The organism is Moorena bouillonii PNG (assembly GCF_001942495.1).
GTDB lineage: Bacteria > Cyanobacteriota > Cyanobacteriia > Cyanobacteriales > Coleofasciculaceae > Moorena > Moorena bouillonii.
The window spans coordinates 946569-971407 of the sequence record NZ_MKZS01000001.1 but is presented as its reverse complement, the minus strand read 5'-3'; the positions used below and the strand labels follow the sequence as shown (position 1 = coordinate 971407).

15 protein-coding genes are annotated in these 24839 nt (G+C 42.7%); 8 read left to right on the top strand and 7 right to left on the bottom strand.

Going from position 1 to position 24839, the window contains the following annotated elements; all coding sequences use genetic code 11:
• Positions 1-233: 233 nt before the first annotated feature.
• Together hpsE and BJP37_RS03920 are read right to left on the bottom strand one after the other, a co-directional pair.
• Positions 234-1196, bottom strand: a complete 963-nt coding sequence (hpsE, locus tag BJP37_RS03925) for a hormogonium polysaccharide biosynthesis glycosyltransferase HpsE (RefSeq protein WP_075896640.1) — start codon at positions 1194-1196, stop codon at positions 234-236.
• A gap of 272 nt (positions 1197-1468) precedes the next feature.
• The gene (locus BJP37_RS03920; RefSeq protein ID WP_229415185.1) at positions 1469-2902 is read right to left on the bottom strand and encodes a sugar transferase; all 1434 of its coding nucleotides are present in this window, start codon (positions 2900-2902) and stop codon (positions 1469-1471) included.
• A gap of 940 nt (positions 2903-3842) precedes the next feature.
• Between BJP37_RS03920 and gmd the strand changes: the two genes are divergently transcribed.
• The 3 genes from gmd (at position 3843) to BJP37_RS03905 (ending at position 8750) form a co-directional block, all read left to right on the top strand.
• A complete protein-coding gene (gene gmd / locus BJP37_RS03915) occupies positions 3843-4922 on the top strand; it encodes a GDP-mannose 4,6-dehydratase (protein ID WP_075896638.1) in 1080 nt (359 codons plus the stop codon).
• Between the two features lie 177 nt (positions 4923-5099).
• Positions 5100-6044 (top strand): GDP-L-fucose synthase family protein, encoded by a 945-nt coding sequence (locus BJP37_RS03910; protein ID WP_075896636.1) that lies wholly within the window; start codon positions 5100-5102, stop codon positions 6042-6044.
• A 504-nt stretch (positions 6045-6548) separates the two neighbouring features.
• Positions 6549-8750: a GumC family protein gene (locus BJP37_RS03905; RefSeq protein ID WP_081431061.1), complete on the top strand. Its 2202-nt coding sequence runs from the start codon at positions 6549-6551 to the stop codon at positions 8748-8750.
• A 67-nt stretch (positions 8751-8817) separates the two neighbouring features.
• On the opposite strand, the gene BJP37_RS03900 is transcribed toward BJP37_RS03905, so the two are convergent.
• Positions 8818-9456: a DUF1361 domain-containing protein gene (locus BJP37_RS03900; protein WP_075896633.1), complete on the bottom strand. Its 639-nt coding sequence runs from the start codon at positions 9454-9456 to the stop codon at positions 8818-8820.
• Between the two features lie 314 nt (positions 9457-9770).
• Between BJP37_RS03900 and BJP37_RS03895 the strand changes: the two genes are divergently transcribed.
• The 3 genes from BJP37_RS03895 to BJP37_RS03885 all read left to right on the top strand — a co-directional run bounded on the left by BJP37_RS03895 (position 9771) and on the right by BJP37_RS03885 (position 12583).
• A complete protein-coding gene (locus tag BJP37_RS03895; protein WP_075896631.1) occupies positions 9771-10562 on the top strand; it encodes an SAM hydrolase/SAM-dependent halogenase family protein in 792 nt (263 codons plus the stop codon).
• Between the two features lie 36 nt (positions 10563-10598).
• On the top strand, positions 10599-11252 hold the full coding sequence (locus tag BJP37_RS03890) for a DUF2301 domain-containing membrane protein (RefSeq protein WP_075896629.1): 654 nt from the start codon (positions 10599-10601) through the stop codon (positions 11250-11252).
• Positions 11253-12025: 773 nt separating this feature from the next.
• Positions 12026-12583: an ElyC/SanA/YdcF family protein gene (locus BJP37_RS03885; protein WP_081431442.1), complete on the top strand. Its 558-nt coding sequence runs from the start codon at positions 12026-12028 to the stop codon at positions 12581-12583.
• Between the two features lie 465 nt (positions 12584-13048).
• Here the strand turns inward: BJP37_RS03885 and BJP37_RS03875 are convergent, their stop codons facing one another.
• Positions 13049-14440 (bottom strand): proton extrusion protein PcxA, encoded by a 1392-nt coding sequence (locus tag BJP37_RS03875; protein WP_075896623.1) that lies wholly within the window; start codon positions 14438-14440, stop codon positions 13049-13051.
• 117 nt (positions 14441-14557) lie between these two features.
• Between BJP37_RS03875 and BJP37_RS03870 the strand changes: the two genes are divergently transcribed.
• The gene (locus tag BJP37_RS03870; protein WP_075896621.1) at positions 14558-16810 is read left to right on the top strand and encodes a hypothetical protein; all 2253 of its coding nucleotides are present in this window, start codon (positions 14558-14560) and stop codon (positions 16808-16810) included.
• 90 nt (positions 16811-16900) lie between these two features.
• On the opposite strand, the gene BJP37_RS03865 is transcribed toward BJP37_RS03870, so the two are convergent.
• Together BJP37_RS03865 and cax are read right to left on the bottom strand one after the other, a co-directional pair.
• Positions 16901-18094 carry a serine/threonine protein kinase gene (locus BJP37_RS03865; RefSeq protein ID WP_075896619.1) on the bottom strand — a complete coding sequence of 398 codons (1194 nt, stop codon included), beginning with the start codon at positions 18092-18094 and terminating at the stop codon, positions 16901-16903.
• A 695-nt stretch (positions 18095-18789) separates the two neighbouring features.
• Entirely contained in the window at positions 18790-19908 is a 1119-nt protein-coding gene (gene cax / locus BJP37_RS03855) for a calcium/proton exchanger (protein WP_075896615.1), read from the bottom strand.
• Positions 19909-20552: 644 nt separating this feature from the next.
• Here cax and BJP37_RS03850 point away from each other — a divergent pair.
• Positions 20553-23270 carry a DUF3536 domain-containing protein gene (locus tag BJP37_RS03850; protein ID WP_075896613.1) on the top strand — a complete coding sequence of 906 codons (2718 nt, stop codon included), beginning with the start codon at positions 20553-20555 and terminating at the stop codon, positions 23268-23270.
• Between the two features lie 66 nt (positions 23271-23336).
• Here the strand turns inward: BJP37_RS03850 and BJP37_RS03845 are convergent, their stop codons facing one another.
• Positions 23337-24161, bottom strand: coding sequence for a PEP-CTERM sorting domain-containing protein (locus BJP37_RS03845; RefSeq protein ID WP_075896611.1), 825 nt, complete (start codon positions 24159-24161; stop codon positions 23337-23339).
• Positions 24162-24839: the final 678 nt, after the last annotated feature.

The window sequence follows — 24839 nt, the reverse complement described above, 5'->3', positions numbered from 1 at the left end:
CAAGAAAATCCCACGTCAGCAGCAAAACGCGATGTTCCGTTCGCGTTCGCGTAGCGTGGCCTACGGCCAATCGCGTAGCAGCGACCGGGCCATAATCGCATTTTTAGGTATTGCCTATTTGCGGTATGATATCACAATTTATGAGCAATTTATGAGCAATTTATGAATTCCCTCTTCCAGTTCCTTCCCCCTGTTAAACCTTTTCAACTAGTTCAAATAACTAGTTAAAATAACTAGTTATCATAGTCAGCAAAATACCCATGTTTAAGGAGGTAAAAAGGACTCCATAGACTACTAAGAAACAACTCCATTTGGCAAGCTGCAATTAAATCAGACTGGATAGCACCACCATGTTTGAGCCAGTGAAAGGTAATTTTGCGCAAATCGTTGGTCATGTAAGCCAGAGTTGCCAACGGTCTTAGCCAAGGTTTTACACTCAACATCCGGGTGACATGACGACTTAAACCAATCCCACGGAAAAATGGAATTAAATACTCACGTCTCAGACGCCAGCTAGGGATTTTGTGCTCAATTTCCATAGCAGGATTGTACCAGATTTCCCAGCCCTTAGCTTGGATACGAGACAACATCTCTAAATCTTCCCCAGTTAACATACTGCTCTTAGTACGCCCAGTCAAAATAGGCCGAGAGGGCATACTCTCTAACCAAGCTTGTTTTCGCACAACCAACCCAGCTGAAGGCGGTAGTAATTTTTTGTGAGGTTCATAAAGTAATGGCTCACAGCCACGTTCAGTGATTGCTAAAAATGGCGCAAGTTTATCAAAATTTGGTGGAGGAGTGACTTCAAAAACACCATGAATTTGACTACCATAAGCACCACAAGTAGGGTTAGATTTGCCAAAGGCGTAAGCAGAAGCTATCCAAGACATTGATGGAATCGTGTCATCGTCTAGGAAACCCACTAGTTCACCTCTGGCTTCCTGAATGGCACGGCATCTGGCATAAGCTGCCCCTTGTTTCGGTTCAAAACAATACCTCAAGGGATATTGCTGTGGCCAATTGGCTTGATAAGCCTGAACAAGCTTAGCAGTGCCGTCAGTGCTGTTGTTGTCAATAACAATAACTTCCCAGCTGAGTTGGTCTTGCTGGCAACAGTCTCGCAGTCGGTCTAAGACTTCTGGTAGACGCTTCTGACCGTTGTATGTTGGGATGGCAACAGTTAACTCAATAACCATATTTTTTTTTCCACTGTAGAAAAATAACCCTAACTAATTATTGAGAATATTCCCAAGTGTTGAGGAACATTATCTCTCTCTCAGGACATAAATTGTTATTGGTTTAGGAAATTTAACCGATACTTTAGTACTTTAGGTGCGACCCGTGGCGAATTTAATTCTTAATCCGGAAAGCGCACCTCAAGCGGTAAGCTTACGCACTAGGCGAGCCCATGCTACCCTTTCCCCACTCCTGACTCCTGGACAAAGTTGGTTATATCCAACTCAGGTTACTAGTAAGCGCCTTTTTTTTGAAAAAGCACTATGGCAGTTTTTAATAAAATCTTCAAATCTAGCCACAGTGACCAATTTTCCATGTACAAAGTATCTAGACGTACCACTTCTTCAAAAGACGTAATATCCGAACGACCGGACACTTGCCAAAGTCCGGTTATTCCCGGTAAAACTGCATGACGTATAAAGTGGTGTTCAGAGAATTTATTGACATCTCTGATTGGCAATGGCCTAGGACCAACTAAACTCATTTCTCCACAGAGAACGTTAAGTAATTGGGGAAGTTCATCTAAGCTATAGCGGCGGATAATTTTTCCTACTTTGGTAATCCGTGGATCATCCTTTATCTTAAAGAGAACACCATCTTTCATTTCATTACGAGCTTCTAGCTCTTTGAGACGTTGGTCAGCATCCACAAACATACTGCGAAATTTCCAAGTCTTAAATCGTTTATTATGTAAGCCAACTCTTTCCTGTTTGTAAAATATCGGTCCTGGGGAATCAAGCTTGATTAAAACGGAAATACTGATAAACAGTGGCAAAAGCACAATTATTCCTAAGACAGAAAGCACAAAATCCAAACATCTTTTTGCCAAAAAGTCAATACCAGTAATTAGAGGGGGAGAAAACCCTATGGTAGGCACACCACCTATACTAGACATCTCCACATTTTGGTAAATAGGTCCTAAGTCTGTACACAAAATTCGCAAGGTGATACCTGCGTTTCTGAGACTCCAGTAAAAGAACATATAATCTTCTACCTTGTTCCAAGAGCAAACAAATACTTCGGCTACGTCTAGAGCACGAATTTCTTTAATAAAATCGGATAGGTTCGATTGATCTAATAAATTAATATCGAAGAATTTAATAACGCCATAACAATCTTCGTTTTCCAGTATTTGAATTGCTTTTTGTTGTTGATATGGTGAACCTATGATCAGGGTTGGATAGCGAAGTAAGCCTTTTTTACGAAGCCGTCTCAGAAGAAAATCTATTCCTAAGCGTCCGATGCAGACAAGAGCGAGGCTTAATAGCCATAACAAACTATCAATTAGTTGAATCACAAATTGATCGGGTTGATACAGGCAAGCAATAACGAGTAGACTAATCTGGGCAACAGTGATTGTCTGGGCTAGAGCTAAGTAGTCACGGCGTTTGTTACCAGAATTATAAAGGTCTTGTAAAGCAATCAATAAAATTTCCCAGGGTATGACTATATAAACTAGTATTGCTTGATTGACTATTCCCCAATCATTATTTATATACTTACTAAAAAACCATGCCATCAATAGCATGAATAGATCAGTGAACACTAATGTAACGATGCGAAGCCATACAGCATAGGTATTGCGACGAAGTTTTGCAAAAATAGGATCACGTATATCAAATCTATAGGTTTCAGTTAAGGGCAGTCCCATCCTAGACAACTCCATTGATTAATATCCGATTAAAACCCAATTATTAGACCTAATAATCAAGGGTATTTCAGGCTAAAAATTTGGATAGGATACTTATCAAATAATGCAATTATTTAAATTTTAAATAAAAACTAAAAAGCTAATATTTTTAATTGTATAAATTATAAATTTATTTAATAATTGAAGATGCAATTGTTTTAATTGTATTCAGAGGATTTTGGCTATCAAACTATTTACTATAAAGCGATCAAAAAAAATCAACGGCCATCAGCTTATTTATACATAAAAATTATGCCATAACAGGATGATTTTGAAAAACTGGTATACTTCCTATATAAATATATAGCCGTACACTTAATTTTGTTTGATGCTTGACTAAACCAGTGTTTCCAAAGTCGCCCTCATCCTAAAGCATGGGGCTAAACAACCTAATTAACCTGCCCATACTCATAAAATTTGAGAACTTATCCCCTGCGAAATTATGATAATTTTGTAAAGTTTTTAACCTTCAATACACCCTCTGATGTGGTATGCTTATTACTGATAGCTAGGCAATAATACTGCCTTAGTGGCGACGCATTTATTAAACTAGTATGCTCCATATTATGGAAATAGATTTGCATAAAAAAACTCTTTAAAAAATAAAAAAAAATATCCTGATCGTTTAAAATAAAAAAAAGAATAGCAACTTTTTACCCCAAAAAATAATTTACGTCAACACTATTTGAGTCTTTCAATAATTATATTAATCTATAATTTTAAACTTTCTGTGGAGAATATGTGAAATTTTTACTGAGAGTTTATTTACGGTAAATTCACTACAGCCACAAATAAATTTTTGAGTTAACCTGGTGATGATTAACTCCCAGGCAAACTGGGAAGTTTGCATGGGAGATTTTCTCGGGAAGCAATATCTACCAAAATTGCCCACATTACGTTACAGGAAAAGTAAAGAATGACGGAACCAAAAAGAGCGCTAATCACTGGAATTACAGGTCAAGACGGTTCCTACTTGAGTGAGTTGTTGCTAGAAAAGGGCTATGAGGTTCATGGTATTATCCGAAGGACCTCCACCTTCAACACAGATCGCATTGACCACATCTATGTAGACCCCCACAATGAAAACGCACGGTTCTTCTTACACTACGGTGACTTGACTGATGGTGTGACCCTACGCCGGATCTTAGAGGCGGTTAAGCCATCGGAAATTTATAACTTAGGGGCTCAATCCCATGTTCGGGTCAGTTTTGACTCCCCAGAATATACCGTTGACTCGGTGGGCATGGGTACTCTCCGACTCTTGGAGGCGATTCGGGACTATCGTCAGCGCACCGGTATCGACGTGCGTTTCTATCAAGCTGGTTCTTCTGAGATGTTTGGGAAGGTACAGGATATACCCCAAAAGGAAACTACTCCATTTTATCCCCGCTCTCCCTATGCCTGTGCTAAGGTGTATGCTCACTGGCAAACTATAAACTATCGTGAATCCTACGGCATGTTTGCCTGCAATGGTATACTGTTTAACCACGAGTCACCCCGTCGAGGGGAAACCTTTGTAACCCGCAAGATTACCCGAGCAATTGCCCGAATTGTCGGAGGTCAGCAGAAAAAACTCTACCTGGGTAATCTTGATTCTAAGCGAGACTGGGGTTACGCGAAGGACTATGTCAAGGCCATGTGGCTGATGCTCCAGCAAGACAAACCAGATGACTATGTGGTAGCGACTGGTGAAACCCACTCAGTTAAGGAATTTTTAGAGATTGCCTTCAAATATGTCAATCTCGATTGGAATAATTATGTCGAGTTTGACGAGCGTTATTTGCGTCCTGCCGAAGTAGATATACTAATTGGTGACCCCACCAAGGCAAAGAAGACACTAGGTTGGGAGCCATCTGTAACCTTTGAGCAGTTGGTAGGTTTAATGGTAGAAGCGGATTTACAAGCCTTGGGTCTGTCGCTCCCTAATGGCAAAAGTACTCAACCGTTGAATGATCAAGCCTATATCCGTCAAGGTGTAGCTACGATGGTTGACTAATCCGTTAGTCTATGACTGACTGTGAAGGTAGCATCGCTAGTGCAAGCCAATACATCAGCAACCACAAATCCGGATTAATAGGATTTGTGTTGAATAATGACTCAGTATATTCCTGCTTGCATTGCGATGCACCAGACGGTGATAGTTCTCCAAAAGCTAGGCAAGGATGACAAATAAATGGAAAGTTTAGATCTTAGTAATAAGAGGATTCTAGTTACTGGTGGAGCTGGATTTCTAGGACGTCAGGTAGTGGATCAGTTGTGTAAAGCTGGAGCGGATGCACAGAAGATTACTATTCCGCGATCGCTTGATTATGACCTGCGTTCTTTAGAGAACTGTCAAAGAGCTGTGGATCAGCAGGATATCATCATTCATCTTGCTGCTCATGTTGGTGGCATTGGTCTTAATCGAGAAAAGCCAGCTGAGCTATTCTATGACAATTTAATGATGGGTACTCAGCTAATTCATGCCGCCTATGAAGCCGGTGTGGAAAAATTTGTCTGTGTTGGTACCATCTGTGCCTATCCCAAATTCACACCAGTACCCTTTAAAGAGGATAACCTCTGGGATGGTTATCCGGAAGAAACCAATGCCCCTTATGGGGTTGCTAAGAAAGCTCTTTTAGTCCAGCTACAAGCCTATCGGCAACAGTACGGATTCAATGGCATCTACCTGTTACCGGTGAACTTGTATGGTCCGGAAGATAATTTCGACCCCAGCAGTTCCCACGTAATCCCTGCCCTAATTCGTAAAGTCTATGAAGCCCAACAAAAGGGAGAAATGAAATTGCCTGCGTGGGGTGATGGCAGTCCTACCCGTGAGTTTCTCTACTCAACCGATGCAGCACGGGGTATTGTGATGGCTACCACGGATTACAATCAACCAGAGCCAGTTAATTTGGGTACAGGCTATGAAATCTCAATTCGCGATTTAGTTGAGTTGATTTGCGAATTGATGGAATTTAAGGGAGAAATTGTCTGGGAAACTGATAAACCCAATGGTCAGCCTCGCCGTTGTCTGGATATTGAACGAGCCAAGGAGGAGTTTAACTTCACTGCTCAGATGGAGTTTAAGCAGGGGTTGAAGAATACTATCGACTGGTATCGACAACACGCTAGCTAAATCTACCCAAACTCATTGTCGGTAGGGGCGAAGTATTTGTACCTGGATATGTAGCTTAAACAGTAGCTCTAACCATGCCAGTTTGTATACAAATGCTTCGCCCTCTAAGGGAAAAGCCAGACAGACTTGACTAGAAGAGTAATCAAAAGACGATTTATATCATGTCTGGAAGCATTAACAGTGTAAGGTTTGGTGTGTAAGGTTTGGTAATTAGTAATGGGCAACGGAGACTTGTGATTACTCCCAAACCATTACCCATTACCGAAAACAATGGAAAATTAACACTAAAAAAAAGCTAGACACCATAGGTTTTTTTTGTGTTTTGTTTTTTTTCTAATTTAATCAAATTTAAGTAACCAATAGCATCATAATTTATTCTAATTAATATAGCATCTATCTCTAGATATATTGAGAAAATCAATACCTAGCTTCTGACGGTGAAAAAAGGGTGAGCAATCTACTAAATTTTTGTCAGTGAGTATTCAACTTTTTTAATGAAAAATTATGGAAGCTATAGATTATTCAGAAGAAATAGATTTTCATAAATACTGGCTAGTTTTCAAACGGCGTTTTTTGCCAGCAAGCCTAGCATTTGGTGGTGTTTTCGGTCTGGCCGCATGGTATGTTTTCTCTCAAAAAACTGTTTATTTAGCAGCAGCTCAATTGTTGTTAAAGACCGATAATTCTTCTTCTCTGACCGGGGTTGATAATCCAACTGGCACGATTGATAATGTTGCTCGCCAGAGCGACCCCTTATCTACGGAAGTAGAAATTATTCTTTCCAGACCAATTATAGAAAAAACAATCCAAGCTCTTAACCTCAGGGATAAAAACGGTGAATTTATATCTCCTGAGTTCATTTTAAAAGAACTGAGTGTCAAACCAATTCCGGGGACAGATATCCTCACCATTTCCTATGAATCCTATGATCCTACTTGGGCAGAAAGGATCGTTAACACACTGATTAAGGTTTACATAGAGAATGATATCCAAACTAACCGAGCGGAAGCTGTCGCCGCTCGTGACTTTATTGAGAAACAACTTCCAAAAGTTGAAGCTACTGTCAGCCAAGCAGAAGCGGATTTGCGTAGATTCAAAGAAGCTAATAAAATATTAGACCTGCAACAAGAAGCTAGCATTGCAGTCGGGTCGATTGCCAAATTAGACGACGAAATTTCTCAACTTCAGGCTCAGTTAGCACAGATAAATGCTGAGTCTGAGGGCTTGCGCAATAAGATTGGTCTGGATACACAGCAAGCTGTGGCAGCTACGTCTTTAAGGCAGTCTACTGGGGTCCAGGAGGCACTGACACAACTCCAAGGGGTACAAGCTCAGTTAGCACTGGAGCGCACCCGCTTCAACGATGAATACCCGACAGTCGCTCAGTTGGCTCTTCAGGAAGCCGCACTATTAAAATTACTACAAGAGCGAATAGCCCAGGTTATTGGTAGCCAACAACCAGCGCCACCGGTTAAGAGTTTGTTAGAGTTTGGACCAATCCAGCAACAACTGACTGCAGAATTGGTTCAGTCCGAGGTACAGCGTTTAGGACTGACTAGCCAACTAGGTGTTCTGAGGAATACTCAGTCATCTTACAAAGAGCGCTCTAGAGTCCTACCGAAACTAGAGCAGAATCAGCGGGAACTGGAGCGACGGGTAGCTGCTGCACAAGCAACTTACCAAATTTTGTTAAGCAAACTACAAGAAACCAGAGTTGCGGAAAATCAAAATGTCGGTAATGCCCGTGTTATTTCAGAGGCGATCGTTCCTGAACAGCCGATTCCGATCCCCATCAACCTGATCCTGGCAGGAGGAGCTTTTGCTGGTATCTTAGTTGCGATCGCTACGGCTTTCTTGATCGACCTCTTAGACAGATCGGTTCATACTCTCAAAGAATTAAAAGATTTGTTCAGATATACCTTGTTAGGGGTTATTCCAGATTACGGCAAGCTGGTCAGTACGAGCTACTTTGCTGGATCGTCTCAACAGAATGTTTTTCCTATTTTTCCAAGAGATTTGCCCCGCTCTGTCGTCGGTGAAGCCTATCAAATTCTGCAAGCCAATCTGAAGTTTATCAGTTCTGATCGACCACTGCAATCGATTGTAGTAACCAGTTCTGTTCCTAAGGAAGGCAAGTCCCATGTCTGTGCTAATTTAGCTGCAGCTATGGCTCAAGTAGGACGCCGGGTGTTACTAATCGATGCTGATCTGCGTTATCCATCTCAACATCATCTGTGGGAACTAACTAACTCCTTAGGTTTAAGTAATATTCTCGTGGGTGATGCTCAATTTCATCAGGCTAAACGGGAAGTAATGACTGGTCTTGATGTTCTGATGGCTGGGGTAATTCCTCCAAATCCTGTGGCTCTTCTAGACTCTCAGAAGATGGCTTTACTGATGCAGAAGTTCTCACGAGAGTATGACTGTGTTATCTTAGATACTCCAGCATTAGCTGGTATGGCTGATGCGCCAATTTTGGGCAAAATGGCTGATGGCATTTTACTGGTAGCCCGACCTGAAAAAATCGATTCTGCCAGTGCTAATGCGGCTATGGAAATTCTCAACAGCTCAGGTCAAAATGTTCTGGGGTTAGTTACCAATGGTGTAATCTTCAAAAACGAACCTGACGGCTATATCTACCGCAACAGGGAAAACTATACTACGCCAGATTTCAGTCCAGAAAAGGCTGAATGTAATCAGCCATAAAACTTTGGAAGTTGTGAATCTGTTATCCAAGAATCTGTTATCCAGGAATCTGTTATCCAGGAATCTGTTATCCAGAAGCTGCCCTGCCAGAACGTTGGTGGCGCATTCTGATCATAATTCCTAAGGTTATTTGCTTCATCATCCAGTAAAATACAGTCAGCACCACGAATGTTACGGCCATTACTAGTAGTGGACCTTTAGAGGTTAAATCATCAATCATGCCCTTGACTAAGCTATTGGGTTGAGCAACCAAGTCCCAGCTGTTGAAGCGTTGAAATCGTCCTAGATAAATACCAAAGGCGCACAGACCATGAGTAATTAACTCAGCTGAGACGATCAACTTTCCTAACCTTCGCCGCTGCAAATACTCACCTAGGTTAATCACAGATAGAACGTAAGCTTCAAAACCGGTTAGGATAACTAGCAGATGTTGGGGAATAACAACTAGAGTAATTGTCCATACTGAGTAATTGCGGCGAATGGCTTGAATTAGATGAATTACATCGGTGAGCAGATAGGGCGCATTGGGCAAAAATAGGATAAAAACTGCTAAACCTATCCACCATAATCCGGAGTGTAAGCCAGATTTACTCCGGAATAGCCAAAAACTTAGAGCTAATGGTATTGATGCTAGAAACAAATTCCAAGCCATCCAGCCATTGTGGCTATGCCAAGCTTTCCATACCTCTGTCAGTAATGTGTCCATAGACATGATTAGTGAACCTTTGCTCTAGGGTAGATTAGCCTTGTTAAGTGGTATTGAATTTAATCCTTATCCTAACTCATCCGTTCAGTCTTGACCTTTCAGCTTGAGATAGCTTTCAGCTTTAGCTTTCATATCTTCATACTTCAGCCTTAAGAAGCGGTTGACGGTTGACGGTTGAAAGTTGAAAGTTTAATGTTTGAAGTTTAAGGTTTAAAGTTGGAAGCCCTTGACGCTCATAGCAATTCTGGCTCATTACCCATTACCGATTACCCGAGAAGGGATATGATCATCAGTCAACTGGATTTGAGATAACCATGCCTGACAATCGGATTATTACTCTCCTGAGTGATTTTGGCTTACAAGATGTTTATGTGGGTGTGATGAAGGGTGTCATTGCCCAAGTGAACCCAACTTTGAATATAGTAGACCTGACTCACCAAATCCCCCCTCAAAACCTAGCCGCTGCTCGGTTTAATTTGATCAATGCCTATCCCTGCTTTCCAGCTGGGACAGTTCATGTGGCGGTGGTTGATCCAGGAGTCGGCAGTCACCGAAGAGCGATCGCTATCCAACTTTCACAGGGTTTCTTGGTTGGTCCAGATAATGGGCTATTCAGTGGAGTTTTGGAGCAATACCCAGTCATGGCAGCAGTTGAGCTAAGCAACTCAGCCTACTGGCGCACTAGAAATCCTAGCACTACGTTTCATGGTCGAGATATCTTTGCTAGTGTTGCAGCTCACTTGGCTAGTGGCTTAGCAATCGAAAGCTTGGGAGAGGTAATTGACCCAAACACTTTGGTAACGCTAGATATACCAACAAAAACACTAACCGATGATGGGATTATTGGTTCTATCCAATATGTTGACCATTTTGGCAATTTAATCACCAATATCCCAGGGGGTGAGGTTGATGGCAAAACTTGGTCGGTTAAGATAAGCGATCGCATTATCCCCCATAGTCAAACCTACAGCAATTGCCCACTTGGAGAGATCGTTGCCCTAATTGGTAGCCATGGTTGGGTAGAAATCGCTGTTAACGGTGGGAGTGCTAAGTCTCAATTACAGCTGGATTGGGGAGATACAGTTGAATTAAGCATTAAAAATTAGAATGTTCATTAGTACAGAGTTCCTTTCCAGGATATTATGACCACATCACTACAACCATCTGAACCGGTAGTTTACCAAGGTCAGTTTGGAGAATTTACCATTACCGAAAGCGATCGCATTGGCGTAGTTATCTACCGCGCTGGCTTAGTGGTAGCAGCCTTGAGCTTTGCGATCGCGAGTAATTTAATTCTATTGCGGGGAGCTAGCCCAAGTATTTTAAATGTGCTGACTCCTCTTTATGGCTTATTCTGCCTTGCCCTAGGGGTTAGCTTAGTCACCATTCATATTTATCTAGCTCCCCTGCACCGCCTACTACAAATCTTTTGGGGCATCGGTTGCATTTCCTCCATTGTACTGGCCTTTTCCAGCAATGAGCCCCTTGCTCTATACATTTATAACCATCCTATTTCTCTATTCGGAATTGGTTTTACCTTTGCAGCGTTAACCGGAATTTATTTCAAGGAAGCATTTTGCTTTAATCGCTTGGAAACTAAATTCCTAACTCCCCTAGTCCCTATGCTGCTACTAGGACATATCGTTGGATTTTGGTCTACAGATTGGGAGATGATTCTGTTAGGACTCTGGGCGGTTTTGTTTATGGTGTTTGCCCTGCGTAAAGTATTGCAACCGATTCCACCTGATATTGGTGATAAGTCGGTTTTTGAGTATCTCAAAAAGAAGCCTGTGTAAGCTATTAGCTATCAGTTATCAGCTATCAGCTATCAGCTATCAGTTATCAGCTATCAGCGGTCAGCGATTAGCGCTACAGATGGTGCTACTTGAGGTGCCATTGGCCGTAGGCCAAGCTACACCGAACAGCTTTTGAGTAAAATAAGCTGACCGCTGACCGCTGAACGCTGAACGCTGAGCACTGAGCACTGAGCACTGACCGCTGACTGCTGAATGCTTACTCCAATTTTCATTAATCTCGAACTATTAAATTCTCCTGTTTGCCCATTGCGCATTGGGCATAGGCACACGCTACGCGAAGGAGGTTTATTTTAACCTGACGGCTGACAGCTGACGGCTGACAGCTGACGGCTGAATGCTTACAAACCTGTAGAGAATTAATAAGCTGCTAGTCATTAGTCAATTATCAAAAAATAAGACTATAAACGAAGGAAGCAAGCGGACTGAATAGAATCCTTTTTAAAATAATCCGGACAGATGGGACTTTGATTGGTAAGTACTAGAAAAGTAAGATGCTCTAGACGTTACTAGTCATCAGTAATTCTTAGTCATCAGTGATTAGGTGACCACGGTTTTCTCTACCGTAGGCTATACCATACATTAGTGACCACAATATCATTTATTTGTGGTTACTAATGACTAGTGACTATTGACGAGATAATTTTTCATAAAAAGTCCCAATCATGCGTTTAGTATGTAGGCGAAAACAGTGGGGTTTAACGGTTAAAGGATGGTTTGTGAATATTTTTTTGATTATTACGTTTAGTCTCTTTATGTTAACTCATATCCACCCATTTTTATCGATTAATTCTCCCATTAACGCTGATGCTTTAGTAGTAGAAGGATGGCTACCGGACTATGCCTTAAAAGGTGCCATGGAAGAATTTGATCGGGGTAATTATCAAAAAATAATCACCACTGGCCTTCCTCTGCGTAAAGGATATTATCTGTCAGAGTATAAAAGCTATGCTGAATTGACTGCGGCAACGTTTATCGCACTGGGTTTTGAGCCAGATAAATTAGTTGCTGTTCCAGCACCAGATGTTACTGTCAATCGTACCTTAGCATCGGTTCAGGCGTTACGGGAGTGGCTATTAACGTCTGATGAATCAATAAAATCGATTAATCTTTATTCGTTTGATGTTCATACTCGCAGAAGTTGGATGCTATTTAAGCAAGTTCTTGGTCCTGAGATTAAAGTTGGAGCAATAGCTGCTAATTCCCTTGACTATGAACCAAAACAGTGGTGGGTTTCTAGTCAAGGAGTGCGGTCAATCATGTCTGAAACAATCGCTTATCTCTATGCTCAAGTTGTAAGTTTTAAAGTTTGAATATTGCCAAAATGGCTATATTTAAATTGGGTGAGGGAGTAGGGAGTAGGGAGTAGGGAGTAGGGAGTAGGGAGTAGGGAATAGGGAATAGGGAATAGGGAAAATAAACATGTCTTAAGCTTTATTTTTACGGCTATATTATTATGCTTATTCAATAGCGGTCTTTAGCTAAACCCCCATGAGTGACTGTATCAAGACAGAAAAATTATGCTCTTCAAGTAACAAAATTTTTAGAATACCGCCTCTTACCACTATTCCCTGTTCCCGTCTTGATGTAGTCGCTCATGGGGGAAACCACGGCAGTCGCTCATGGGGGGAACCACGGCAGTTGCTCATGGGGGAAACCCCCAAGACCGCACTGCCTCCCCAAGACCGCGCTGCCTCCCCAAGACCGCGCTGCATCGCTGTTCCCCGTTCCCTCTTACAGACTGTTTATTTAGCCTAAAAAGTACGGTAAAGCCATTATTATTCATTCATGGTGCGATAGGTAGCTACTGCTGAAGGAGATATCCGATTCAGATAGCGGAAAATCCAATATTTTATCACTGAATCCAAGATAACTGGAAATGTGGCAATAAACAAAAATATAAACTCTCGACTTTCTGGTATTCCTAAATGTCGGGATAGGGCTTCTAGGATTATTTCCCAACCGTGAGGAGAGTGGAATCCTACAAATATATCGGTAAACAAAATAATTATAAACGCTTTGGCACTATCACTAAGCCCATAGATAATATCATCCATAAACGATTTTAAAATAATTACATCTCGTTTGCTGTTCATGATAACTAAGGCAAAACTAACTAGAGCTATAATGTCAGCAAAAATATTTTTAATGGCATTGGATCCTTGATTATGATAGTCTTCTGCCAGTTCGTTAGCTTTATGCTTAATTTCTTCTTCCATCTCCTCCTCAGATAGTTTAGGAGTAAACCCCAGTAAGCTTCTAAAGTGGAGTTCTTCTTCAAATTTTTTTAACTCTACCAGAGCTTCTTCTTCCATTTCATAATTTAAAAAAATAGCTGATTCCTGGCTACTTCTAAAGTGATCAACTATGGGACTAACTAAAAACGTTTTAGAAATTTGCTGAGTTAAAATAGGAACAATAGTTAAAATGAGGATAAATTTAATAGAGATTACGGTTTTACGTTGAGACCGACGAAAGGTTTTGACAACTTTATCTTCAGCTCGTGGATCGAGTTCCTGCTGAATTCTTTTGACTGTTCCTACGATTGACCTAGGTAATACACCGGTTTTATCGGTGATTTTCTTGGAGTTAGCTCCTTGATTATTTCGAGATGAATTGTTGTCTGATTCCAAATAAGCAGCTTCTCTAAGATTGGAATTTTGCTTGATAACCTGTCTTGGACTGGCGTTAGTAATCTGATTATCTGGCTTTTGGTTTATGGGAATCAATGCTGCGGTGGATTTTTCCGGTTTTGGGGCCGCATACTTGTTGATAATTTCATCAATAAAATTTAATTTTTCAATAAGTATTGACTGCTGATCGCTGAGGTCGATTGACTCAGATAACCGAGAATTTTCTCTAGCTTGTTGTTGACTAGTTTCGAGAGGATTAGATCCAGTTAATTCAGAATTTATTATAACAGAACGACTGGTTTTAAATTCTGCTAGTCTAACGTTGATAGTCTTGATATATTTATTAATTTCTGCCTCAAAATAGGCAATAACGCTGTTACTATATTGACTGGTATCGGCGGAGATTTTTTTACCTCCAAAATATTCATCTTCAATCGCTTTAATTTTTAGTGCCGCTTTGTATGCCTGATCCAAGGCTCTCTCTGGTGTATTGAAGAACCATTGTCTAGCTGTGCGTAAGATAGTTTGAAGATTCATTCAATTCTCTAGGATCATACTCTCAACATCTAAGGGGTGCATTCTTACACCTAATTATTCCTAGAACTCTTACATCCTAGTTGTGCTATAATAGCAAATTACCTAAAGAAAAATTTTGTGGCTCAAAATTCACTGTGGATCATTGGCTCAACTCGCACTGGCAAAACAACTCGCCTTGTCAGTCAGTTTTACCAATGGGTTGAAGGAGGACTGGATTGGTCAAACCCAAAGTCGAGTTCAAGATATCAACGAACCCCCTCAAAAGCCCCAGGAATTTTAGTGTTTGCTGCTAATGACGATAATCGGCGTCAGTTTGCAGATCGGCTGACAGAGGTAATCCGGGGACGGTATCCAGTACTTTCCAAGACACCTTTAGGTTTTTTCCAAGATGAGGTAATGCTATTTTGGCCCTTGTTAATTGGGCGATTGGATATCAAGGCACAGTTTCCGTTGCGATTGCGTCCTGAGACTGAGCAGGACTTAGCCACCCAGCACTGGCGTACTGACCTGGATAATGATCTACTACAACTGCCAGGGGGGAATGATTACACTAGAGTTCGTCGGCTCCTGGACTTGTTACAATTAGCAGCAGTGAGTGGGATACCTGTTGAAGACATTCCCCACATGTTAACGGTCGGGATTCCAGAGGAGGAAGGAAACCCGGAACTTTGGTCAACGGTGGGAAAGCTGTTGCTAGAGTGGCGAAGCTGGTGTCTAGAGAGGGGATTCTTAAGCTACGGGATTATTGCTGAACTGTATTGGCGGTATTTGTTGCCAGACCCCACTTATCAGCAGTATTTACAGCAGCGGTATCAGGCAGTGCTGGCGGATGATGTGGATGACTATCCTGCGATCGCTCGGGATTTATTTGAGACTCTACTCAATCAAGGGGCTGTGGGAGCTTTTAGCTTTAATCCTAATGGACAGGTACGCTTGGGACTTAATGCTGACCCGAATTATCTAGCAGATTTGGCATCCCGTTGCTTGGTGGAAATCTTACCGGATTCATCTATTGATGCAATGCCCGTTGAATTGGCAAACACAGTAGTGGAATTAATTACTAATTCCATGTTTATTGAGGGTCTACCTGAGTCTATCCAATCGATTCAAACCACCTCCCGTGCTCAACTGTTGCAGCAAACGGCTGGGGTGATTAGTCAAGCTGTCAAGTCTGGGCAAGTGCAGCCTGGTGAAATAGCGATCATTGCTCCAGGTCTAGATGCGATCGCACGCTACACCTTAACGGAAATCCTGACTAACCAAGGTATTGCTGTCGAACCCCTCAATGACCAGCGCCCATTAATTAGCTCACCGATGGTTCAGGGATTACTAACCCTACTAGCGCTAGTGTATCCTGGCTTGGGACGGTTAGTGAATCGAGATGCGATCGCACAAATGCTGGTAGTACTCAGTAGCCAACCACAAGTGCAGGAGTTGAAGGGTGAAAGGTTGAATGTTGAAAGGTTGAAGGTTGAAAGGTTGAAGGTTGAAAGGTTGAAGGTTGAAAGGTTGAAGGTTGAGAGTTCAAATCTGCAACCGGCAACCCTAATTGACCCTGTCCGTGCTGGTTTATTAGCGGATCACTGCTATGCTCCTGATCCTGAGCAACCTCGTCTGTTACCAGTGGAGTCGTTTCCTCGCTGGGATAGGTTAGGGCATCAGGCAACCACTGCCTACTCAGAGATTTTCCAATGGTTAGAACTACAGCGCGAGCAACAACAACAGGGTCTGATTCCTTCGTGCCTGGTAGTTTTCGACCGCGCTATTCAGAAATTTTTGTGGCATGGCTCTAATCTTGCCTATGACCAGCTAGCAGCACTGCGGGAACTGATGGAAACCGCTCAACACTACTGGGAAGTGAATGGACGCCTGGGGAAAGAGTTGAAGGTGAATGATTCGAGCCAAACGAACCAACAACCGTCTAACCGTCAGCGTTCCACCCAAACTATCGCCCAATTCATTCTGATGCTACGTCGTGGCACCGTTACTGCTAATCCCTATCCCGTCCGCCGCCTACCCACAGCTACCAATGCCGTCACCCTTGCTACTATTTTCCAATACCGTGCCGCTCGCCGCTGCCACCGTTGGCACTTTTGGTTAGATGCAGGTTCTTCCCTCTGGCTCAGTGGTGGTGCAGCTACCCTTTTCGGAGCTCATCTATTTCTAAAGGAATGGTCTGGACGTCCTTGGACAGAGGAAGATAAAGTCCAAGCTGATCAACAGCGATTAGAGCGGATTTTGCGAGATTTATTCGGTAGAGTTACAGAGCGGGTTTACTTGTGTCATAGCGAATTAGCGGTTAGTGGCACAGAGCAGAATGGTCCGTTATTATCTTTGATACATACTGCGATAAATACTGCTGTTTCTTGACAATTCCAATGGTCTAATTTTGCTAGAAGTATTGTCATGTTTGAGTTCTACTTTTCCCAGCGCGAAGGGGCAAGCTAGATCCTTTTCGTATTAAAAACTTGAGATCAAGCCCAAGACAAGTATCCACAACATCACGCTCAGTGGTGCGCCAAAGAGAATCCCCACGATTGCCCAGCCTCTTTGGTGAGCTTTGAAGTGTTCAATACTCCGCCAGCGACGACTTTTCCAAGCCCATTCATTGCCCTTGGCACCGAGCGCGATCGCCATTAACCAACCCAATTGAGGCACCCATGCTATCAGTCCAATCCAAACATTATTTGTCATAGGCCAAAACCAAGGTATCAAAAAAGCTCCCCAGTTCCAGCCTTTGATTTCATCTGGTACCGGTACTCGATCATCCAATACACCCCCTTGACCTGAATTATTCACAAATTTGACTGGGGTGGGTCTGCTCAGTTTGTTGCTTTTGGGAGTATTAAGTGTCATGCCCAACTCTAGGGCTAGAATTGCCTCAGACGCACTTTTGAAACGTTGCTCTGGAGCTGGTTCTGTCAGCTTCTGAATCCAGCTGATCAGGTTAGCACTGAGGTTGACTTGGTCTTTAAAGCAAATGCGCAAATTCCGCTGGGGCAAGTCAGCAGGTGCAGTCCCGGTGAGCAAATGAATCAACGTCGCCCCTAAGCCATACAAATCCGATGCTGGTACTGCCCTACCACCAAACTGTTCCATGGGGGCGTAACCATAGGTTCCCACTACCGTAAATGTCGCGCCCTCTTGGGACGCCCGATCCTGTACTGACCCGAAATCGATGACATAAATCTGCCCATCATCCCCTAAAATTAGATTGCTAGGCTTAATATCTCGGTGTAGTACGGCTGGATTGAGCTGATGGAGAAATTCAAGAATTTTCAGCACATCCACAGCGATTTGGCGCACTTCCCCTTCTGTAAATCGTTTACCTTGATTTAGTTGTTCCTTGAGGGAGGAGCCAGGTATATAGTTGTGTACCAAGCCAAACCAGAGTACTCGGTCATCAATGTTAAAATAATCATGATACTTGGGAATACGGGGATGATTGAGCTGTTTAAGTACCTGTGCTTCTCGCTCAAAGAGTTTTAAATCGTCCCAATTAACGTCACCACCAAATGCCAGCAGTTTAACAACTACCAATTCTGGAGGTGAAACTCCTATATCTTCAGCTAGCCAAGTTTGTCGTCCAGCATTATGTCCCAGTTGTTGCTTGAGTTGATAGCGCTCATGTAATATCTGTTCGGCTTCCAGCATCTCGGCTTAATGTCCTCAGGGGCTCATCCATCCCATCAGCGTGCTCGGTTAATCTCAAGCTAGATGGGTGGATGAAGGGCAAAGGGCAAAGGCTAAAGGGGTGGATTAGATCATGATTTTTCTTACCAATCAATTTGTCTTACGAATCAAACCGATTTATCATTGACAATTGACCCCTCTAGCTTTACTATAGCCAGATTTTTTTGGGATGACAGGGATGTTGACACTCCCCGGCCTAAAGGCGCGAGGATTCTTTAGAGGAGGTACCCTTTTGGGGCATTGCTCGTAACAACTACCAACATGGGGTTGATAGCCCACTTGGCGGTGCCAATTGCCTCTACTCTCTCCGACAAAATGTCATTGAGTCTACTTTTTTTTAAGTATTGTGATTCGCTCTCCAAAAAGACTTGTGCTTGCAGAGGGCTGGAATTGGAGTCTTTGACCGAGCATCCATTTCGGGTAGCTACCATTTAACCAAAGCGTCCCACTGCTAGGATTTTCACCTTTTCTTTTCAGGTCATCGCGTCTTCAAAGAAGATAACACAAAGCCGTCCTAGAAGCACGGGGTTTCAGACCCATTTTTTTGATGACAAGTTTATTCACTTAAATTTTGCGTTCCCGTAGCCACGACCGGGCGAGCATTGCTTTGTTTATCATCACCTTCATCCATCACACTCTACACACTAGGCGTTAACTCATCCCAATCCTTCAACCACTGGATGGAAGTAAAACGCTAGTCCTAATACCACATAAGCTGCTAATAGCAACACTCCTTCGAGCCAATTTGACTTACCATCAGAACTAATCGAATTAGTAATCAACACAGCTACGGCTACTGCTACCAATTCAAAGGGATTAAAATCCAAATCCATGGGCTGACCCATAAACCACCCAGCTAGCACTAACACTGGGGCAACAAATAGGGCAATTTGCAGACTAGACCCCACGGCTACGGAAACTGAGAGATCCATCTTATTCTTCATCGCGACAGTTACCGCAGTGGCGTGTTCTGCTGCATTACCAATTACGGGCAGTAAAATTACTCCGGTAAACAGCGCTGTTAGTCCTAACTGTGATGTGGCAGATTCCAAGCTATCCACCACAAGTTCTGACTCTAGAGCCACTAGCAGGGTAACCACTACCAAGACTCCCACCCACAACCAGATATTAGGCAGATGTTTAGATTCGGAACTGGCAATTTCACCCTCCTCTGTTTCTTCTAACTCCATTTCCGCGATTCCCACATCAAATAGATAGGTGTGGGTTTTCATGGAAAATAATAAAGTTAGCCCATAAACCAGAATTAAAACTAGGGCAACTGCTACTGAAAGCTGTTGTAATGTAGATTGAGGAATACCAATGGATGTGGTATCCATTGCTGTTGGTAGCAACATGGCAATCACTGCTAGGTTCATTGAAGAGGCATTCACCCGCGCCACAATGGGCTGAAACTCCTGTTCTTTGTAACGCAATCCACCCAGCAGCATCGCAAATCCCATCACTAGGAGTAGGTTACCGATGATGGAGCCAGTGATGGTGGCTTTAACCACTTCTACTAACCCAGCATTCAGGGCAATTAGGGCAATGATTAATTCTGTAGCGTTCCCAAAGGTGGCATTTAATAACCCTCCTAGGTTTGGACCGAGCACCACAGCGATTTCTTCTGTGGCTGTTCCCATCCATGCTGCTAAAGGAATAATTGCTAAGCAAGAGGTAATGAAAATAACCGCCGAGTTCCACTCTAGAAATTCAGCGGCTACTGAAATGGGAATAAACAGTAGGAAAATTGACAAAATTTGGTTTTTGGTGAGCATCTAGGTTTCTTTACCTCAAGAGATTTACTATTCTATTTAGTTTGGGGGACTAGGGCAGTATCGAAACGGGCTTGGTCAATCCCTCTTGCCATCCCCCCGTCTCCCTAAGCTGTCACGCCCCTAAGCTGTCACGCACTTAATTTTTGGGTTGAGACTGATGGGGAGATGAGGAGATGGGGAGATGGGGAGATAGGGAGATGGGCGGATGGTTTGACGGTTTCTTTCATAACATGAAAAGATTAAATTTGGATGCGTGTTAGCTGATCAACTTAGAGAGATAAATTAGATAGTCAAGTAGCTTACGCTGTAGCTGGTGTGCTCAATAAAGCTTTTCGATACTCAACGATTTCTCAAGCGCATCAGTCCTAGGGTATATTTTTTAACCATAGAAATTTGCTATGATCTGGTTAAGATTGATAAGATTACCGCAATTTCCATAAACTGATTAGAATTACTTGAATTAAACCTTGCAGTTGCATTAATAATTGTGTTAAGCATTTAACGTTTGTCCTAACTATCCGCTACTTTTGTTCGTTACTGCCAAACCAGTATAAGTTTGCTCAAGGGTATTCGCTGCCGGGCCCCAAACATTACGTTCTGGGGTTGGGTTAGCTGTCTTGCTGTTTTTTTGAATGCATATTCCCATGACTTCAGTAGCTGAACTGCTAGTTTTACAAGCTGAGGAAATAAAGTCCACTGCTAAGTCCACTGCCAAGATAAAACACTACTCGACGCTCAACAATGACTCCCTAGATACGGCCACCGGTGTCTATATTACTATCCATGGTCATTTCTACCAACCGCCTCGGGAAAACCCTGATCTAGATACCATTGAGCGTCAGCCTACTGCTGCTCCGTTTCATGACTGGAACGAACGGATTTACTATGAGTGCTACCGCCCCAATGCCTTTGCCAGGGTATTAAATGACCAAGGGGAAGTGATAGATATTGTCAACAACTATGACTATTTGAGCTTCAATATTGGTCCAACCTTAATGTCATGGCTGGAAGATTACGATCTCGAAGTGTATCAGCGGATTCTGGAAGCGGACAAGAAGAGTTGCGTACGCTTAAATGGTCATGGGAATGCGATCGCTCAAGTTTACAACCACATCATCCTTCCCTTAGCCAATGAACGGGACAAATACACCCAAATCCGTTGGGGAAAAGCGGACTTCCGTTCCCGCTTTGGTCGTGAACCCGAAGGGATGTGGCTGGCGGAAACGGCAGTAGACTATCCCACCTTGGAAGCACTGGTAGCAGAAGATATTCGGTTTATTATCCTAGCCCCTTCCCAAGCTCAACGTTGCCGCCCAATTCCCAGTGAACACACCAGTGAACACACCAGTGAACACAATAGTAATTCTCCATGGCAGGAAGTGGGAGGTGCTCAGATTGACCCTACTCGCCCTTACCGTTGCTTCCTCAAAAATGGCAAATTTATTGATATCTTTTTCTATGATGGCCCAATCTCCAGAGATATGGGCTTCAATGATTTACTCAGCAGCACTGAACACTTTGCCAAGCGTTTGGGTCAAGCAGTACGTGGGAATCATCGCAGTGCCCAGTTGATTGCTGTGGCAACGGATGGAGAAACCTTTGGCCATCACAAAACAGGCACTGAGAAGTGTATTGCCTACGCTTTTACCCATGAGTTTCCCGAGCGTAACTGGACAGTAACCAACTTTGCCCACTACCTTAGCTTTAATCCGCCCACCTGGGAGGTGGTACTGAAGCCAGTAACAGCTTGGAGTTGCTCCCATGGGGTTGACCGTTGGCAAGATGATTGTGGCTGTGGTGGTGATGGGAAGTGGCACCAAAGGTGGCGTCGTCCCCTGCGGAATGCTCTGGATTGGTTACGGGATGAATTGATTCAGGTTTATCAAGAGACTGGTAGCCAATTCTTCCATGACCCTTGGCTAGCGCGGGATGAGTATATCCAAGTGATTCAGAACCGTTCCCCAGCTAATGTGGACAGTTTTCTGGAGCGTCATAGTACTCACCTACTGACGACCGCCGAACAAGTAGATGCCTTACGACTGCTGGAAATGCAGCGTCATGCTCTGCTGATGTATACCAGTTGTGGTTGGTTTTTTGAGGAAATCTCCCGTCCAGAAGGGGTTCAGATTCTGCGCTATGCTGCCCGTGCTATGGAGTTAGCTGGTGATGTTGCTAAAGTTCAACTGGAAGAAGAATTTATCCAACGCCTTGCTCTAGCACCCAGTAATGTGGGATGCTTTAAAACTGGTGACCAGATTTATCAGCAACTAGTGGTGTCAGCCCAGGTTAGCTGGAAGCAAGTAGTAGCAGACTACGCCATTAGTTCCCTATTTAAGAAGTATTCCCAAAAAGACAAAATCTACTGTTACTATGCCCATCAGCAATATTACCAGCTAAAACGAATCGGGGCATTAACCCTAGCTGTGGGACAGTTACAATTGGCTTCTGAGATCACTAGGGCAAGTGGTGATTTTGTGTTTGCCTTGCTATACCTAGGTGGTTGGGACTTCCACTGCTGTATTCAACCCCTTGCTGAATGTCGAGGCTACCGCCAGCGGTTGGACACATTATTTAATGCCCTAGACCAAGGCAGTGCAGCCCACACAATTTTGGTAATGAATCAGCTGTTTGGGCAGCAACATTTTAATTGGCAGCATCTGTTTGCTGAAGAACGACACCGGATTATGCAGCTGTTGAGCCAGGAAACCTTGACCCGTTTGGATCAGCTCTATACCGAGGTTTATCGGGATAATTATAGAGCCTTGATCGCTTTCCATCAGGGTGGGTTATCTGTTCCCAAGGAGTTGCAAGTAGCAGCAGAAATTGCTATATCCAATCAGTGTATTACTGTGATTAGGGCATTAGATAGTGATAGCAGTGATCAGCAGGTGGTATGGAGTAGGTTGGCAGAGTTAGAAGCGATCGCAACAGCAGCAAATCATCTCCACTGTCAGTTGAATAGCATAGAAGTCAAGCAAACCTTAGAAAAGTTAATTTTGCGTACGCTCTGGCAAATTCTTTACGATAGTAACCCAGAGGACATGGAAGTTGATATTCAACGGCTAGAGAAAATGATTGATCTAGGCAATCAGCTCAATCTCAGCTTATCCTTAGATCGTTGCCAAGAACTTTACTTGGAGTACTTCCATAACCAATTTTTGCCTCAGCTGATCCAAAGCCAAGATTTAAAGAAAGATAGTAAAGATAGTGATAGCAATGGCAGCTATCCTTGGCTATGTAAAATGTGTACCTGTAGCACTTCTTTTAGTACTTCAGTTTCCCCAAGCCCCCTACTCAATTTGGGTCAAACCTTAGCAGTGGATCTCAGTGCTTGGATCACCAAGCTACCCTCACCAGGATAGGAGAGTATAGGTTGGTTACCGTGAATCCTCAACAGTTAACTATAGCGGTTAACTATACCGTTGCTATTACGGTTTGTGCTTAGAGAGCACACCCGCACCAAAGGCTCCTACTGCTAGCAGACTTAGCACCGACATCGGTTCAGGAACAGTAGTGCTAAGAACAAACGACATCGGTTCAAAAACATTAATGCTAGAAAAACCTGCTGCTCCATAGATCCTATTAATACCCGCGAAGGCGACATTTTGACTAAAAGTACCTGCTCCTGTGGTTGGATCGATGGTGATCTGTTGTCCATCAGCTGTGTAACCGAACAACGTTCCATTTTCAAAGAATAAGCCAAATATATCGCTAAAGCCGATACTACCAATTTCACTAGCTGTACCGTCATTAGCGATAGAGAACAAAATGTCAGAGCTGCCATCAACAGAGAGTGATGTGGCAAAAAATTGATTATTTACAGAATCGAATGCTATGTCGCCACTGCTGTTGAAGTTAGGAATTTTGGCCACTAATGATGCAGCCCCACTAGAGGTATCAATAGTATAAAAACTATCATCTCCAGCGCCGTAAAGGACTTTATCATCATCATCAGAAAACCCTAAAGCATTTATAAACGCAAAAAGGTAGCCAATTAGGGAGGATAAGCCTGTGCTTTTATCAATACTATACAAAGCGCTGGGAGTGACACCAAATAGCTCACCACTATTGGATAAAGCTATATCAAAAAAGGGGATATCGTTGCTGTTTAATGGTGTGAATTTTCCAGTTGAGGTATCGATTTTTCCAACTTCTCCATTGGCAGTAGAGAGGAATGATGCCGCCTGGGCTGTTCCGATTGTTCCTAGGCTAAAAACCACTGCCCCAGCTATAGCTATTGGTAATTTTTTCATGATAGTTTTATGCTGCAACTCTTAGATGTAGACAGTGACCTTACTCTGAAATTTGATATCAAGTCCGTTTGATTCCCTGGTTTATAGTCGGCTTTTTTTTGCCCTTTTTCCTTGATTACTCTTGTTTTAGACAATACTGATGCTACCGGACTTGAGATCAGTCAGATACTCCCAAGTAAGATCGGGAAACCTACAAAAGAGAAAATTATTTACCTTTTGCTTATGTTTATATTCATTAAATTTAACTAGATTTTTCTCTCTCGGAAACTAGGAATCGGTATGATTCACAAAATCCTTATTTTATTGAGTTATAAATTTTGCTTATACTAAGTATTAACTATTGATAAATTGTTGCTAAACTTTAAGACTTAACTATAGCGCTTACTTAGAGGATATCTGAAAAGTTTTTTGATACTGAATTTTGCCCCCCTAGCCCCCCAAATTTGGGGGGAACAAGAGTCAATTTGCTTCTAAAAGTCCCCCAATTTTGGGGGATTTAGGGGGCTTTGATGTAGCAAATGATACTTCTCAGACAACCTCTTAGAAAGTAAGCCCTGATGTTGATTAAAGTTAGCCTTGTGATCTCAAGGCTTTAAAAAATCAGCTTGAACAGCGAGCATCGTTAAGTAGTCCCAGGGAAAAAAAGAGATGTTTGTAAAGGATTATTTCATGCCTCGC

What these genes read in the sequence shown, in the direction of transcription:
- hpsE (WP_075896640.1), bottom strand. Translation starts at nt 1,196, where the DNA reads ATGGTTATTGAGTTAACTGTTGCCATCCCAACATACAACGGTCAGAAG.
- BJP37_RS03920 (WP_229415185.1), bottom strand. Translation starts at nt 2,902, where the DNA reads ATGGAGTTGTCTAGGATGGGACTGCCCTTAACTGAAACCTATAGATTT.
- gmd (WP_075896638.1), top strand. Translation starts at nt 3,843, where the DNA reads ATGACGGAACCAAAAAGAGCGCTAATCACTGGAATTACAGGTCAAGAC.
- BJP37_RS03910 (WP_075896636.1), top strand. Translation starts at nt 5,100, where the DNA reads ATGGAAAGTTTAGATCTTAGTAATAAGAGGATTCTAGTTACTGGTGGA.
- BJP37_RS03905 (WP_081431061.1), top strand. Translation starts at nt 6,549, where the DNA reads ATGGAAGCTATAGATTATTCAGAAGAAATAGATTTTCATAAATACTGG.
- BJP37_RS03900 (WP_075896633.1), bottom strand. Translation starts at nt 9,456, where the DNA reads ATGGACACATTACTGACAGAGGTATGGAAAGCTTGGCATAGCCACAAT.
- BJP37_RS03895 (WP_075896631.1), top strand. Translation starts at nt 9,771, where the DNA reads ATGCCTGACAATCGGATTATTACTCTCCTGAGTGATTTTGGCTTACAA.
- BJP37_RS03890 (WP_075896629.1), top strand. Translation starts at nt 10,599, where the DNA reads ATGACCACATCACTACAACCATCTGAACCGGTAGTTTACCAAGGTCAG.
- BJP37_RS03885 (WP_081431442.1), top strand. Translation starts at nt 12,026, where the DNA reads ATGTTAACTCATATCCACCCATTTTTATCGATTAATTCTCCCATTAAC.
- BJP37_RS03875 (WP_075896623.1), bottom strand. Translation starts at nt 14,440, where the DNA reads ATGAATCTTCAAACTATCTTACGCACAGCTAGACAATGGTTCTTCAAT.
- BJP37_RS03865 (WP_075896619.1), bottom strand. Translation starts at nt 18,094, where the DNA reads ATGCTGGAAGCCGAACAGATATTACATGAGCGCTATCAACTCAAGCAA.
- cax (WP_075896615.1), bottom strand. Translation starts at nt 19,908, where the DNA reads ATGCTCACCAAAAACCAAATTTTGTCAATTTTCCTACTGTTTATTCCC.
- BJP37_RS03850 (WP_075896613.1), top strand. Translation starts at nt 20,553, where the DNA reads ATGACTTCAGTAGCTGAACTGCTAGTTTTACAAGCTGAGGAAATAAAG.
- BJP37_RS03845 (WP_075896611.1), bottom strand. Translation starts at nt 24,161, where the DNA reads ATGAAAAAATTACCAATAGCTATAGCTGGGGCAGTGGTTTTTAGCCTA.